Annotated in this window: 26 protein-coding genes; all 26 read right to left on the bottom strand. The window is 39.2% G+C overall.

Annotated elements, in window-relative coordinates:
• Positions 1-83 precede the first annotated feature (83 nt).
• Positions 84-710 (bottom strand): 30S ribosomal protein S4, encoded by a 627-nt coding sequence (gene rpsD, locus QKW49_RS12395; RefSeq protein ID WP_282867864.1) that lies wholly within the window; start codon positions 708-710, stop codon positions 84-86.
• A 35-nt stretch (positions 711-745) separates the two neighbouring features.
• On the bottom strand, positions 746-1,141 hold the full coding sequence (gene rpsK / locus QKW49_RS12400) for a 30S ribosomal protein S11 (RefSeq protein WP_282867865.1): 396 nt from the start codon (positions 1,139-1,141) through the stop codon (positions 746-748).
• Positions 1,142-1,160: 19 nt separating this feature from the next.
• Positions 1,161-1,529: a 30S ribosomal protein S13 gene (gene rpsM, locus QKW49_RS12405; RefSeq protein WP_282867867.1), complete on the bottom strand. Its 369-nt coding sequence runs from the start codon at positions 1,527-1,529 to the stop codon at positions 1,161-1,163.
• 340 nt (positions 1,530-1,869) lie between these two features.
• The gene (gene rpmJ / locus QKW49_RS12410) at positions 1,870-1,983 is read right to left on the bottom strand and encodes a 50S ribosomal protein L36 (protein ID WP_178522764.1); all 114 of its coding nucleotides are present in this window, start codon (positions 1,981-1,983) and stop codon (positions 1,870-1,872) included.
• A 39-nt stretch (positions 1,984-2,022) separates the two neighbouring features.
• On the bottom strand, positions 2,023-2,241 hold the full coding sequence (gene infA, locus QKW49_RS12415) for a translation initiation factor IF-1 (protein WP_282867868.1): 219 nt from the start codon (positions 2,239-2,241) through the stop codon (positions 2,023-2,025).
• Between the two features lie 15 nt (positions 2,242-2,256).
• Complete coding sequence (locus QKW49_RS12420) at positions 2,257-2,559, bottom strand: KOW domain-containing RNA-binding protein (RefSeq protein WP_282867869.1); 303 nt, start codon at positions 2,557-2,559, stop codon at positions 2,257-2,259.
• A 19-nt stretch (positions 2,560-2,578) separates the two neighbouring features.
• Positions 2,579-3,325, bottom strand: coding sequence for a type I methionyl aminopeptidase (gene map / locus QKW49_RS12425; protein WP_282867870.1), 747 nt, complete (start codon positions 3,323-3,325; stop codon positions 2,579-2,581).
• A gap of 1 nt (position 3,326) precedes the next feature.
• Positions 3,327-3,962: an adenylate kinase gene (locus tag QKW49_RS12430; protein WP_282867871.1), complete on the bottom strand. Its 636-nt coding sequence runs from the start codon at positions 3,960-3,962 to the stop codon at positions 3,327-3,329.
• A 51-nt stretch (positions 3,963-4,013) separates the two neighbouring features.
• A complete protein-coding gene (secY, locus tag QKW49_RS12435) occupies positions 4,014-5,285 on the bottom strand; it encodes a preprotein translocase subunit SecY (RefSeq protein WP_282867872.1) in 1,272 nt (423 codons plus the stop codon).
• Between the two features lies 1 nt (position 5,286).
• Entirely contained in the window at positions 5,287-5,727 is a 441-nt protein-coding gene (gene rplO, locus QKW49_RS12440; protein ID WP_282867873.1) for a 50S ribosomal protein L15, read from the bottom strand.
• A 20-nt stretch (positions 5,728-5,747) separates the two neighbouring features.
• On the bottom strand, positions 5,748-5,927 hold the full coding sequence (gene rpmD / locus QKW49_RS12445) for a 50S ribosomal protein L30 (RefSeq protein ID WP_282867874.1): 180 nt from the start codon (positions 5,925-5,927) through the stop codon (positions 5,748-5,750).
• 12 nt (positions 5,928-5,939) lie between these two features.
• Entirely contained in the window at positions 5,940-6,443 is a 504-nt protein-coding gene (gene rpsE, locus QKW49_RS12450) for a 30S ribosomal protein S5 (RefSeq protein ID WP_282867875.1), read from the bottom strand.
• A 15-nt stretch (positions 6,444-6,458) separates the two neighbouring features.
• A complete protein-coding gene (gene rplR / locus QKW49_RS12455; RefSeq protein ID WP_282867877.1) occupies positions 6,459-6,824 on the bottom strand; it encodes a 50S ribosomal protein L18 in 366 nt (121 codons plus the stop codon).
• Between the two features lie 17 nt (positions 6,825-6,841).
• On the bottom strand, positions 6,842-7,393 hold the full coding sequence (gene rplF / locus QKW49_RS12460; RefSeq protein ID WP_282867879.1) for a 50S ribosomal protein L6: 552 nt from the start codon (positions 7,391-7,393) through the stop codon (positions 6,842-6,844).
• 31 nt (positions 7,394-7,424) lie between these two features.
• Positions 7,425-7,823 (bottom strand): 30S ribosomal protein S8, encoded by a 399-nt coding sequence (rpsH, locus tag QKW49_RS12465; protein WP_282867880.1) that lies wholly within the window; start codon positions 7,821-7,823, stop codon positions 7,425-7,427.
• Positions 7,824-7,852: 29 nt separating this feature from the next.
• On the bottom strand, positions 7,853-8,038 hold the full coding sequence (locus QKW49_RS12470; protein ID WP_282867881.1) for a type Z 30S ribosomal protein S14: 186 nt from the start codon (positions 8,036-8,038) through the stop codon (positions 7,853-7,855).
• 14 nt (positions 8,039-8,052) lie between these two features.
• On the bottom strand, positions 8,053-8,595 hold the full coding sequence (rplE, locus tag QKW49_RS12475) for a 50S ribosomal protein L5 (protein WP_282867882.1): 543 nt from the start codon (positions 8,593-8,595) through the stop codon (positions 8,053-8,055).
• A gap of 26 nt (positions 8,596-8,621) precedes the next feature.
• On the bottom strand, positions 8,622-8,945 hold the full coding sequence (gene rplX, locus QKW49_RS12480) for a 50S ribosomal protein L24 (protein WP_282868132.1): 324 nt from the start codon (positions 8,943-8,945) through the stop codon (positions 8,622-8,624).
• 23 nt (positions 8,946-8,968) lie between these two features.
• Positions 8,969-9,337 carry a 50S ribosomal protein L14 gene (gene rplN / locus QKW49_RS12485; RefSeq protein ID WP_282867883.1) on the bottom strand — a complete coding sequence of 123 codons (369 nt, stop codon included), beginning with the start codon at positions 9,335-9,337 and terminating at the stop codon, positions 8,969-8,971.
• Between the two features lie 26 nt (positions 9,338-9,363).
• Positions 9,364-9,621, bottom strand: a complete 258-nt coding sequence (gene rpsQ / locus QKW49_RS12490; RefSeq protein ID WP_282867884.1) for a 30S ribosomal protein S17 — start codon at positions 9,619-9,621, stop codon at positions 9,364-9,366.
• Between the two features lie 25 nt (positions 9,622-9,646).
• A complete protein-coding gene (gene rpmC, locus QKW49_RS12495; protein WP_282867885.1) occupies positions 9,647-9,847 on the bottom strand; it encodes a 50S ribosomal protein L29 in 201 nt (66 codons plus the stop codon).
• Positions 9,837-10,277 (bottom strand): 50S ribosomal protein L16, encoded by a 441-nt coding sequence (gene rplP / locus QKW49_RS12500; protein ID WP_282867886.1) that lies wholly within the window; start codon positions 10,275-10,277, stop codon positions 9,837-9,839. The genes rpmC and rplP overlap by 11 nt, the downstream gene beginning before the upstream one ends.
• 2 nt (positions 10,278-10,279) lie before the next feature.
• Complete coding sequence (gene rpsC, locus QKW49_RS12505; RefSeq protein WP_282867887.1) at positions 10,280-10,945, bottom strand: 30S ribosomal protein S3; 666 nt, start codon at positions 10,943-10,945, stop codon at positions 10,280-10,282.
• Between the two features lie 19 nt (positions 10,946-10,964).
• Positions 10,965-11,300, bottom strand: coding sequence for a 50S ribosomal protein L22 (rplV, locus tag QKW49_RS12510; protein WP_282867888.1), 336 nt, complete (start codon positions 11,298-11,300; stop codon positions 10,965-10,967).
• Between the two features lie 147 nt (positions 11,301-11,447).
• Complete coding sequence (gene rpsS, locus QKW49_RS12515; RefSeq protein ID WP_282867889.1) at positions 11,448-11,726, bottom strand: 30S ribosomal protein S19; 279 nt, start codon at positions 11,724-11,726, stop codon at positions 11,448-11,450.
• Between the two features lie 93 nt (positions 11,727-11,819).
• Entirely contained in the window at positions 11,820-12,653 is an 834-nt protein-coding gene (rplB, locus tag QKW49_RS12520; protein WP_282867890.1) for a 50S ribosomal protein L2, read from the bottom strand.
• Positions 12,654-12,753 lie beyond the last annotated feature (100 nt).

Raw genomic sequence — 12,753 nt, forward strand, 5'->3', positions numbered from 1 at the left:
TATATCTATATAGTTTGAGTGTGAATATCGGATTTAAGGTTAGCGCAAGCCACCCGCAATCCATTATCCACCATATATCTTTATTATTTAGAGTACAACTCTACAATTAAATGTTCTTCAAGCGGCAGATCGATATCTTCTCTGGTAGCAAGGCTGATTACTTTTGCTTCCAGTGTATCTCTATTCATATCCAACCATTTAGGTATAACTTTTCCCTCAGTTGATTCAAGAACTGCTTTAATTTTTTCTGAGCCTCTACTCTTTTCTCTAATTGTGATAATATCTCCCTCTTTTACAAGATAGGATGGAATATTCACTTTTGCCCCATTAACTGTGAAATGTCCGTGTCTTACTAACTGTCTTGCTTCCGGTCTTGAAGTTGCAAGACCCAATCTATAGACTACATTGTCCAATCTGCTTTCAAGAATTTGCAGCAGATTTTCACCGGTAATACCTTTTTTCTTATTAGCCATTTCAAAATACTTTTCAAACTGGCTTTCTAACACTCCATAATATCTTCTGGCCTTTTGCTTTTCTCTTAACTGAATACCATATTCAGAAGGTTTCTTTCTGCTTTGGCCATGCTGACCCGGAGCGTAGCTTCTTCTTGCGATAGCACATTTATCAGTATAGCATCTTTCGCCCTTGAGAAATAACTTTTGTCCTTCTCTACGGCATAGTCTGCATACTGCCCCAGTATATCTCGCCATCTATACTTACACCTCCTATAGTTCTATCATTCAAATTATACTCTTCTTCTCTTAGGTGGTCTGCAGCCATTATGTGGAATTGGCGTTACATCCTTTATCATACTTACTTCCAAGCCTGCAGCTTGAAGTGCTCTAATTGCAGCTTCTCTTCCTGCGCCAGGACCTTTTACAAAAACTTCCACAGTTTTCAGTCCATGTTCCATTGCAGATTTAGCAGCAGTTTCTGCAGCCATCTGAGCAGCAAATGGAGTGCTTTTTCTAGAGCCTCTAAAACCTAACCCACCGGCACTAGCCCATGAAAGTGCGTTACCGGCAACATCAGTAATCGTTACAATCGTATTATTGAATGTTGAACGAATATGCGCAGCGCCACGTTCAATATTCTTACGCTCACGGCGTTTACGTGTGGTTCTCTTGGTTGCTTTAGCCATTACTTACTATTCCCTCCTTTTACTTCTTCTTACCTGCAACAGTTCTCTTAGGACCTTTTCTGGTTCTTGCATTTGTTTTAGTTCTCTGACCTCTTACCGGAAGTCCACGTCTGTGTCTATATCCTCTATAGCATCCAATTTCGATAAGTCTCTTGATATCAAGTGCAATTTGACGTCTCAGATCCCCCTCAACTTTTAGGTTTTTATCTATGGTTTCTCTGAGCTTTGCAATTTCATCATCGGTAAGATCTCTTACTCTTGTATCAGGATTGATTCCTGTGATAGCTAGAATTTCATTTGATCTTTTTCTACCAATACCGAATATATAAGTCAATCCTATTTCTACACGTTTTTCTCTTGGTAAGTCAACACCAGCGATTCTCGCCATTCTACTTTACACCTCCCATGACTTTAATGGACAATGGACAATGGACAATGGACAATTCCATTACATTGGGCCCATCATAGCATTTGTCAGTCCATCTATCTATTCCCTTTTTACAGCTTACTTACTACCTACATTCTACATTGATCTTATGAGAGTCATATACTTAATTACTGACTCATCAAATATATATTATAGCTGTTAAGACATAATCATCACCGGATTATGCAGCCGCACTTAACAAGCTATAAACGCAAATTTAGGTACACTATGAAACATAACATACCTGAAACAAAGCTGTCAATTGTATATTGTATATTGTACATTGTACATTATCAATAACTCATCCTTGTTTTTGCTTATGCTTGGGATTTTCGCAGATTACCATAATTCTTCCTTTTCTTCTGATAATCTTACATTTTTCACATATCGGTTTTACTGATGGTCTTACTTTCACTGGAATCCCTCCTTTGAATACCAATTGACCAATCACGGACTATTTTGCTCTCCATGTAATTCTTCCGCGGGTCAAGTCATAGGGAGACAATTCTACAGTCACTTTATCTCCCGGTAGAATTCTTATAAAATTCATTCTTAACTTTCCCGAAATATGAGCAAGAATTTGATGTCCATTTTCCAATTCTACTTGAAACATTGCATTAGGCAAAGCCTCTATTACTTTGCCCTCAACCTCTATTATATCTTCTTTTGCCAAGGAATAAAACCTCCTTTAACTACGACTATATGATTCCTGCTTATGCTGTTGTAACTCCACTGCATATGCAGCAAGACATTTTCTAATTTCAGCATTCGTTATCTTCTGTTGATTTTTAAGCTTATCTACAAGTTGTTCCACATCCTTACCAACAGTTCTCAAATGCTTACTCTTTTTCTTTTTAGGATTCTCAATTCTTCTGATATCTCCATCACTTAAATAAACATACTCATCGTTTATTCTTTCTATTACGATAAAGTATTTACCTTTATCCCTACCGGCTGTCGAATAAACGATTTGTCCAGGATATATGTCCATCACTATCACCTCATTTTATTCAGGTACTGGTTAATATCTCCGGACCTCCCTGAGCAATTAAAATGGTATGCTCATAGTGGGCTGACAAACTGCCATCTGCTGTTACAACGGTCCAACGGTTCGGCATGATTTTTACGTCATGTTTTCCCGCATTAACCATAGGTTCAATCGCCAGCGTCATTCCCGCAATCAGCCTAGGCCCCCTGCCAGGGTTACCATAATTAGGTATCTGCGGTTCTTCATGCATTTGCTGTCCAATGCCATGTCCCACAAAATCACGTACCACTGAATATCCATGATCTTCTACATATTTTTGGACAGCTGAAGAGATATCAGATAATCTACTTCCCTCTACAGCATGTTTTATGCCTTCATAAAAGCTCTGTTGTGTCACTTCGATCAACCTCATCGCTTCATCTGAAACATTACCGACCGGATGTGTTCGTGCTGCGTCACCATGATAACCATTGTGCATGGCACCGATATCTACACTAATAATATCGCCATCTTTTAACTTCGTTAAACCTGGAATACCATGAACCACTTCTCCGTTGACGGAAGCGCATATACTTGCCGGAAATCCATTATAGCCTTTAAAGGATGGCACAGCACCCTGGCTTCTTATAAATTCTTCTACGATACTATCCAGCTCTTTCGTTGTAATACCGGGCCGAATCGCTCTCTCTAAAATATCGTGGGCTTGTGCGACAATTCGACCGGCTTGACGCATATATTCAATTTCTTGAGCCGATTTAATAGTAATCATTCTACTCTACTCCAAGCGCTTTATAGACTTCTTCGGTAGTATCACTAACTTCTTCCTGTCCAAAAGCTACTGTTAACAAATCTTTTTTTGCATAGAAATCTTTAAGGGGTTCAGTTTGCTCATGGTATACTTTTAAGCGGTTTTCAACCGTTTCAGGTGCATCATCCTGTCGCATGATAAGGTTCCCACCGCACGTATCACATACATTTTCTACTTTTGAAGGCTTATATATAATATGGTAAGTAGCACCACATTGGCTGCACTGTCTTCTTCCTGAAATTCTCTCAACAATTTTTTCGTCTTCAACTTCTATGCTTAGTACCTTGTCGATGGTAATATTCATTTTATCCAGTGCATTTGCCTGCGGTACAGTTCTTGGAAATCCGTCTAATATAAAGCCATTCTTGCAGTCATCTTGAACCAACCGTTCTTTTATTATTTCGATGACTACATCATCCGGTACAAGTAATCCTCTGTCAATATATTGTTTCGCTTCTTTTCCCAGCTCTGTTCCCTGCCTTAGTGCATTACGAATAATTTCACCTGTAGAAATTGTCGGTATGCCAAACTTTTTTGACAAACCTTCCGCTTGCGTCCCTTTACCTGCACCTGGTGCTCCCAGTATAATCAGTCTCATGCTTTCGCCCCCATTCTTGTAGAGTTCTAGTCGATCATATTTAAATATCAATTATTCTAAAAATCCTTTATAGTGTCTCATCAACATCTGTGATTCCATCTGTTTTACTGTCTCCAAAGCAACACTCACTACGATTAATAGGCTGGTGCCTCCAATTGCTAATCCTCCCAATTTCACACCATAGTTGATGAATATTGGCATTACAGCAATCAATCCCAAGAATACCGCTCCTGTAAGCGTAATTCTTGAAAGCACCTTATTGATATAGTCGGAAGTTGGCTTTCCGGGTCTGATTCCAGGTATGAAACCGCCATTCTTCTTCATATTATTAGCTATTTCAATAGGGTTGAAATAAATCGCCGTATAGAAATATGTGAAGAAAATAATCAATATGAAGTAGAATGTACCATAGAACCAAGAGTCCGGAGAAATAAAATTAAGGAATCCATACCAGAATGTTCCTTGTGCCGGTTGTGAGAAAAATTGTGCAATGGTTGAGGGGAATGCCATTATAGACATTGCGAATATAATAGGAATAACCCCGGCCAAGCTTACCTTAATAGGAATATGGGTGCTTTGTCCACCGTACATTTTTCTTCCGACAACTCTTTTTGCATATTGTACAGGAATTCTTCTTTCTGCCTGATTCATCATAACAACTGCCGCAACAACACCCAATGCAAACACAGCAAATAACAGTATTGTAAAGATATTTAAATTCTTATTCACGTAGTTTGCATATAATGCTGTTACCATCTGTGGTCCTCTTGATATAATACCGGCAAATATCAGTAATGAGATACCGTTTCCGATACCTTTTTCAGTTATTTGCTCTCCTAGCCACATTAAGAATGCAGTTCCAGCTGTAAATGTAAGTGTTATTGTAATGAAAGAGAGAATTCCTCTATTCATAATTGCTCCGCCTAAACCAAAGTACAATCCTGTTGCTTGAATAAATCCTAAAATAACAGTCCCATATCTGGTAAACTGAGCAATTTTCTTTCTACCTTCTTCCCCTTCTTTTGCAAGCTTTTCAAGACTGGGAATTGCAACTGTTAACAGTTGCATAATAATCGATGCGTTGATGTAAGGTGTGATACTCATGGCAAATATGGTAGCATTACCAAATGCGCCGCCTGTAAGCGTATCTAAGAACCCAAACAAAGAATTATTATTGCCGATTAATTGCTGAAGTGCAGTCTTATCCATTCCCGGTACCGGAATAAAGGAACCGAAACGAAAAACGATCAACAGCAATATGGTGTATAATATTCTTTTTCTTAAATCGGGAATCTTCCAGGCATTTCTCAATATCTGAAACACACTACATCACCTCAACCTTTCCTCCTGCTGCTTCTATTTTTTCAGCAGCTGATTTGCTGAACTTACGTGCCTTGACTGTGAGGTTTTTAGTTATTTCTCCTCTACCGAGAACAACTATACCATCTTTTATCTTGCTAACTACTCCTGTTTCTTTTAACAATTCCGGAGTAACTACAGTTCCATTATCAAATCTATCTAATTGAGAAACATTTACTTCAACATATTCTTTTGCAAAGATATTAGTAAATCCTCTTTTAGGAATACGTCTGTGCAATGGCATCTGACCGCCTTCAAAACCAGGTCTTACTCCACCACCCGCACGAGCATTTTGACCTTTATGGCCTTTACCGGCTGTTTTACCATTTCCTGAGCCATGCCCTCTTCCTTTTCTTTTAGGTTCATTTGTGGAGCCTGGTGCAGGCTGTAATTCATATAATTTCATTTGCTACACCTCCCTCTCGTTTATATTTCTTCAACTTCTACCAAATGTGAAACTTTGTTCACCATTCCTCTGATTTGTGGACTATCTTGGTGCTCTACCACATCTCTGATTTTTTTAAGACCTAGTGCTTTTACCGTCGCGATCTGGTCGTCTTTACGGCCGATCGTGCTTTTCGTTAGTGTTATTTTAAGCTTAGCCAATTAAGTTCCCTCCTAACCTAACAATTCTTCAACGGTCTTCCCTCTTAACTTAGCAACTTCTTCTGCTCTTTTAAGATTGTTTAATCCGTTAATAGTAGCATTTACCATATTTCTTGGGTTATTGGAACCTAAAGATTTTGTTCTTATATCTCTGATACCTGCAAGTTCAAGTACCGCTCTTACCGGTCCACCGGCGATTACTCCGGTACCAGGGCCAGCCGGCTTTAACAATACACTTCCTGCTCCATATTGTCCGATAATCTCATGTGGTATGGTTGTATCAACAGTAGGTACATTGATGAGATTTTTCTTTGCATCTTCAATTCCTTTTCTGATTGCGTCAGGAATTTCTGCTGCTTTACCCATTCCGCAGCCTACATGACCGTTTTCGTCTCCGACTACTACCAATGCACTAAATCTAAAGGTTCTACCGCCTTTAACAACTTTTGCAACACGGCTTATATTAACAACTTTCTCTTTTATATCCAATGTGCTTGCGTCTATGCGCTGTGCCATAATGTCCCTCCTTCTTTAAAACTCTAATCCGCCTTCTCTAGCTCCTTCAGCCAGTTCAGCAACTCTTCCGTGATACAAGTATCCGCCTCTATCAAAAACAACTTGTTTTATACCTTGTTCTACAGCTTTCTTCGCAATTAATTTTCCAACTTCTTTAGCTGCTTCTTTATTTCCGCCATATGCTATGTCTTGTAAATCCTTATCTAATGAAGATGTTGCAACTAAGGTTTTACCAGTCTCGTCATCTATAATCTGCGCATAAATGTTTTTAAGGCTTCTATAAACGTTGAGTCTTGGGCGTTCCGCAGTTCCAAATAAGGTTTTACGAACTCTTGCATGACGTCTAAGCCTTGCAACATTACTATTTGGCTTATTTATCATTACCAATCACTCCTTTCCTACTTCTTGCCCTTACCGCCAGTCTTACCTTCTTTACGTCTGATCACTTCAGTTTCATATTTAATACCCTTACCCTTATATGGTTCAGGCTCTCTCTTGAATCTAATTTGCGCTGCAAATTGTCCAACAGCTTGTTTATCTGCACCTTTTATAAGAATCTTATTCGGTGCAGGCACCTCAACAGTGATTCCTTCAGGTTCTTCCATCTCTACAGGATGAGAATATCCCAGCGTAAGAACTAATTTCTTACCCTGTTTTTGAGCTCTGTAACCAACACCATTGATATCAAGAGCTTTTTGGAACCCGTTCGTAACACCTTCCACCATATTAGCGATAAGTGTCCTTGTCAAACCATGCAGTGCTTTATGTGTTTTCTCTTCTGATGGTCTCTGAACAATAACATCTTTATCTTCAAGTTTAATAATCATATCTTTATGAAGCTGTCTTTGTAGAGTGCCTTTTGGCCCCTTTACAGTCATAAAATTGCTGCCTTCTATCTTTACGTCTACACCGTTTGGTACGGTGATTGGCATTCTTCCTATTCTTGACACTTCTCACACCTCCTTATCATCAGCCTGCGTCCTACCATACAAACGCCAGTACTTCGCCGCCTATTCCATTCTTTTTGGCATTCTTATCTGTCATTACGCCATTTGATGTTGAGATAATTGCTATCCCTAATCCACCAAGAACTCTAGGAAGTTCATCCTTGCCTGCAAAAACTCTTAAACCAGGCTTGCTGATTCTTTTCAGGCCAGTAATAACCTTTTCCTTGTTGGCTCCATATTTAAGGGTTATTCTAATCATCCCCTGTTTTGAATCATCAATATATTCATATCTCTTAATATAACCTTCTTCAAGTAATATATCTGCGATCGCCTTCTTCAAATTAGAAGCCGGAATATCAACAGATTCATGTTTAGCTGAACTCGCATTTCTGATACGCGTTAACATATCAGCGATTGGATCGGTTATCTGCATTTGTCCTACCTCCTTCCATAGTCTCCCTTTTACCAACTAGCCTTTTTAACTCCCGGAATTTGCCCCTTATAGGCCAATTCTCTAAAGCAAATACGGCATATACCAAACTTTCTCAAATATGCATGAGGTCTCCCACATATTCTGCATCTGTTATAAGCTCTTGTGCTGAACTTAGGTTCCCTTTGCTGTTTCAAAATCATTGCTTTCTTTGCCACGCATTTCCCTCCTCTCAGCTACGCTGAAATGGCGCACCCATCAGTGCAAGCAATTCCCTAGCCTCTTCATCCGTTTTAGCTGTAGTAACAAAGATAATATCCATACCTCTGGTCTTATCTACTTTATCGATATCAATTTCAGGAAAAATCAATTGTTCCTTGATCCCTAACGCATAATTTCCTCTGCCGTCAAACCCATTTGGGTTGATACCCCTAAAGTCTCTAACTCTAGGAAGAGCTACATTAAATAATCTATCAAGAAACTCGTACATTTTACTACTTCTCAAAGTTACTTTACAGCCTATATTCATTCCCTGTCTAATCTTAAATGTCGCTACCGACTTCTTCGCTTTTGTAATCGCAGGTTTTTGACCGGTAATCGTCGCTAACTCATTTGCTGCCGCATCCAATGCTTTAGCATTGTCCTTAGCTTCTCCAACGCCCATATTTACTACGATCTTTTCTAATTTTGGAATCTGCATCGGGCTCTTATAGCTAAATTTTTTCATGAGCGCCGGTGCAACTTCATTTATATATTTATCTTTCATTCTTGCCATTTAATAAACCTCCTTTCGAAAAAACCTTAGTCGTTAAAAACCTCGCCGCAATGCTTGCAATATCTTACTTTATCACCGTTCTCCAATATCTTTCTTGCAACACGGGTAGTTTTTGCACATTTATTGCACACATGCATTACTTTTGCAGCATAAATAGGTGCTTCCTGATGAACGATTCCACCTGTTTGTCCCTGCTTTCTCGGCTTGGTGTGCTTAGTTACCATATTTACGCCTTCTACAATCACTTTACCCTCTTTAGGGTATACAGTTAATACTTTACCTTTCTTTCCTTTATCTTTACCGGAAAGAACCAGTACAGTATCATCTTTTTTTACATGTACCTTTTTAATAGCCAATTACGCCACCTCCTTAACTACAGTACTTCTGGGGCTAATGATAATATCTTCATATATTCTTGATCTCTTAATTCTCTTGCAACAGGCCCAAAAATACGAGTCCCTCTCGGATTTTTATCATCTCTGATAATAACCGCTGCATTCTCATCAAATTTTATATATGAACCATCAGGTCTTCTTAATCCTTTTACCGATCTTACTACTACCGCTTTAACAACATCACCTTTTTTAACAACTCCACCGGGTGTTGCTTTTTTAACCGAAGCAATGATCACATCGCCTATATTCGCATATCTTCTTTTTGACCCGCCTAGTACTCTGATGCAAAAAAGCTCTTTCGCACCGGTGTTGTCAGCTACTTTTAACATTGTTTGCTGTTGAATCATCGGTATACCCTCCTTTCAAGCTTGTTCTACTTAGCTTTTTCAACGATTTGGACTAATCTCCATCTTTTTTCTTTACTTAAAGGTCTTGTTTCCATTACCTTTACTCTATCGCCTATCGCACACTCATTATTTTCATCATGGGCTTTCAGCTTGTAGGTTCTTTTTACAATTTTCCCATATAACGGGTGTTTTACACTGCCCTCTATAGCAACAACGATGGTTTTATCCATTTTATCACTAACAACTCTGCCGATTCTTACCTTTCTGTTGCCTCTTTCGCTCACAGAAACTACCTCCTTTCAAGCCTATTTAAACGGACTCCTTCAATTCTCTTTCACGAAGGATGGTTTTTACTTTTGCTATCGTTTTCTTAACCTCTACGATTCTCATGGGATTCTCCAGCTGATTTGTTGCGTGCTGAAACCTCAGATTGAACAACTCGGCTTTAAGTTCCGATAGCTTTTGCTGCAATTCAGCTGATGTTAATTCACGCACTTTATTAGCCTTCATTATCTTCACCACCCATTTCTTCCTTGTCACGAACAATAAACTTACATTTGATAGGAAGCTTGTGTATTGCCAGTCTCATTGCTTCTCTGGCAGTCTCTTCTGCAACCCCACCAATTTCAAACATAACTCTTCCCGGCTTTACAACAGCCACCCAGTATTCCGGAGAACCTTTACCACTACCCATACGGGTTTCAGCAGGTTTTTCTGTAACAGGCTTGTCAGGAAAGATCTTGATCCAAACCTTACCGCCTCTTTTTATATAACGGGTCATTGCTATTCTGGCAGCTTCAATCTGATTACTTGTAATCCAAGCCGGTTCAAGTGCTTGTATCCCAAAATCTCCATAGGTTATTTTATTACCTCTGGTAGCTTTACCAGTCATACGACCTCTCATCACTCTACGACGTTTTACTCTTTTAGGCATTAACATCTTTATCTTCCTCCTTCCCCGCGGTTTTGCTTCTTACTTTCCGGAAGGACTTCCCCTTTATATATCCAAACTTTGACACCGAGCTTTCCGTAAGTGGTATCTGCTTCCCAGAAACCATAATCAATATCTGCTCTTAAAGTCTGTAAAGGAATAGTACCTTCATGATAATGTTCGGTTCTTGCAATTTCAGCACCGCCTAAACGACCTGCAACAGCAGTCTTGATACCTTTAGCTCCCATTTTCATAGCTCTTGCCATTACTTGTTTCATAGCTTTTCTGAATGAAATTCTTCTTTCAAGCTGTGCAGCAATGTTTTCAGCTACTAACTGCGCGTCCAGTTCCGGAGATTTAACTTCAATAATGTTTATAGCAACATTTTTACCTGTCATTTGTTCCAGCTGTTGTTTCAATTTATCTATCTCGGAACCACCTCTTCCGATAATAATACCAGGTTTCGCACCGTGAATATTAATTTTCACTCTATTGGCAGCTCTTTCAATTTCTATCTTGGATACTCCAGCGATAAAAAGTGCCTTCTTAATATATTTTCTAAGTTTATAGTCTTCTACTAAGTTATCGGCAAAAACATTATCATTAGCAAACCATTTGGAATCCCAATCCTTTATTACGCCGACTCTTAAACCATGTGGATTAACTTTCTGGCCCATTCTTCAACCTCCTTTTCTATTATTCCTTTTCTTTCAACACGAGTGTAATATGGCTTTGTCTTTTTCTAATCCTGTATGCCCTTCCCTGTGCTCTTGGCATAATTCTCTTAAGTGTTGGGGCCTGATTAGCATACACTTCAGCAACATATAACTTCTCAACGTCCATTTCATGGTTATTTTCTGCATTTGCAATTGCTGACTTCAATAGCTTTTCAAGTAATTCGGACGCAGCCTTTGGAGTGTGCTTTAAGATACCCATTGCTACTCCTACAGGTTTGTTACGAATCAAATCTATCACAATCTTTGCTTTTCTCGGTGAGATACGAGCGTATCTAAGTATTGCTCTAGCTTCCACAAATAATCCTCCTTTCGAATAGCATTAGTTCACAGTTCACAGTTCACAGTTCACAGATTCATACGCAATCGGTATAAAACTTGATGCTGATTGTTGGCTGTCCTGTATTCACTATTCACTATTCACTATTCACTATTATCTTTTCACTTATCTTACTCCGGATGACTTTTCTCCAGCGTGTCCCTTATAGGTTCTGGTAGGAGCAAATTCTCCCAGTTTATGTCCAACCATATCTTCTGTAACATATACCGGAACATGTTTTCTGCCATCATGCACGGCGATTGTATGTCCAACCATATCAGGGAATATTGTAGAACTTCTGGACCAGGTCTTTAAAACCTTTTTTTCTCCAGCTTTATTCATATCTTGTATTCTCTCAAGTAGCTTTTCTTCTACAAAAGGTCCTTTTTTCAGTGATCTACCCATTCCATTGCCTCCTTCCACATCTGTGGCTAGTATCCTATGACAAGCGGTAAGTAAAAGTTACTCCCCACTCCCCACTGTCCACTCCCCACTTTGTTATTTCGCGTTTCTTCTCTTAACGATAAACTTATCTGATTTATTCTTTTTCTTTCTTGTCTTGTATCCAAGAGCAGGTTTACCCCATGGAGTTACAGGACTTGGTCTTCCGATCGGTGATTTACCTTCTCCACCACCGTGTGGATGGTCAACAGGATTCATTACAACACCACGTACGGTTGGTCTCCAACCCATATGTCTCTTTCTTCCTGCTTTACCGATGGAGATATTTTCATTTTCTAAGTTTCCAACCTGTCCTATCGTTGCTTTACAGTTTAGTCTTATCATTCTGACTTCACCGGAAGGCAACCTTACCTGTGCATAGTCTTCTTCCTTAGCCATTAACTGTGCCACATTTCCCGCCGCTCTTACCAACTGGGCACCTTTACCAGGCTTTAACTCAATATTGTGAATCAGAGTACCTACCGGCATATCCTTTAATGCCATTGCATTACCAGGCTTTATGTCTGCACCGGCTCCGGACAATATAGTATCTCCTACCTTTAACCCTAAAGGAGCGATAATATATCTTTTTTCTCCATCTTCGTATTCAACAAGAGCGATATTTGCTGTTCTGTTAGGATCATACTCAATTGTAAGTACATTTGCCGGAACACCGTCTCTATCTCTCTTGAAATCGATGATTCTATATTTTCTCTTAACACCGCCACCCCTGTGACGCACTGTGATCCTACCATATGAATTTCTGCCGGCAGTCTTTTTTATCGGTTCTAGTAGAGATTTTTCAGGTTCTACCTTTGACACCTCTTCAAAAGTAGAAACAGTCATAAATCTTCTTGCCGGAGAAGTAGGATTAAACTTTTTAACTGGCATCCTTTTCAACTCCCATCTATCTAATTAATAATTAATAATGAATAATGAATAATTGATATTCACTATCGAATCGTTCAATTTTATTGTTAATTATCTGTTT

It is taken from the genome of Petroclostridium sp. X23 (assembly GCF_030013905.1).
Classification (GTDB): domain Bacteria; phylum Bacillota; class Clostridia; order SK-Y3; family SK-Y3; genus X23.

Excerpts from the sequence above, each read along its gene's own strand:
- rpsK (WP_282867865.1), bottom strand. The coding sequence starts at position 1,141 with ATGGCTAAAGCAACCAAGAGAACCACACGTAAACGCCGTGAGCGTAAG.
- rplR (WP_282867877.1), bottom strand. The coding sequence starts at position 6,824 with ATGATAAATAAGCCAAATAGTAATGTTGCAAGGCTTAGACGTCATGCA.
- rpsH (WP_282867880.1), bottom strand. The coding sequence starts at position 7,823 with ATGCAGATAACCGATCCAATCGCTGATATGTTAACGCGTATCAGAAAT.
- rpsE (WP_282867875.1), bottom strand. The coding sequence starts at position 6,443 with ATGGCACAGCGCATAGACGCAAGCACATTGGATATAAAAGAGAAAGTT.
- rpsM (WP_282867867.1), bottom strand. The coding sequence starts at position 1,529 with ATGGCGAGAATCGCTGGTGTTGACTTACCAAGAGAAAAACGTGTAGAA.
- rpsS (WP_282867889.1), bottom strand. The coding sequence starts at position 11,726 with ATGGGTAGATCACTGAAAAAAGGACCTTTTGTAGAAGAAAAGCTACTT.
- map (WP_282867870.1), bottom strand. The coding sequence starts at position 3,325 with ATGATTACTATTAAATCGGCTCAAGAAATTGAATATATGCGTCAAGCC.
- QKW49_RS12430 (WP_282867871.1), bottom strand. The coding sequence starts at position 3,962 with ATGAGACTGATTATACTGGGAGCACCAGGTGCAGGTAAAGGGACGCAA.
- rplE (WP_282867882.1), bottom strand. The coding sequence starts at position 8,595 with ATGGCAAGAATGAAAGATAAATATATAAATGAAGTTGCACCGGCGCTC.
- rpsD (WP_282867864.1), bottom strand. The coding sequence starts at position 710 with ATGGCGAGATATACTGGGGCAGTATGCAGACTATGCCGTAGAGAAGGA.
- rplP (WP_282867886.1), bottom strand. The coding sequence starts at position 10,277 with ATGTTAATGCCTAAAAGAGTAAAACGTCGTAGAGTGATGAGAGGTCGT.
- rplO (WP_282867873.1), bottom strand. The coding sequence starts at position 5,727 with ATGAAATTATATGAATTACAGCCTGCACCAGGCTCCACAAATGAACCT.
- rplB (WP_282867890.1), bottom strand. The coding sequence starts at position 12,653 with ATGCCAGTTAAAAAGTTTAATCCTACTTCTCCGGCAAGAAGATTTATG.
- rpsC (WP_282867887.1), bottom strand. The coding sequence starts at position 10,945 with ATGGGCCAGAAAGTTAATCCACATGGTTTAAGAGTCGGCGTAATAAAG.
- rplN (WP_282867883.1), bottom strand. The coding sequence starts at position 9,337 with ATGATTCAACAGCAAACAATGTTAAAAGTAGCTGACAACACCGGTGCG.
- rpmC (WP_282867885.1), bottom strand. The coding sequence starts at position 9,847 with ATGAAGGCTAATAAAGTGCGTGAATTAACATCAGCTGAATTGCAGCAA.
- QKW49_RS12420 (WP_282867869.1), bottom strand. The coding sequence starts at position 2,559 with ATGGACATATATCCTGGACAAATCGTTTATTCGACAGCCGGTAGGGAT.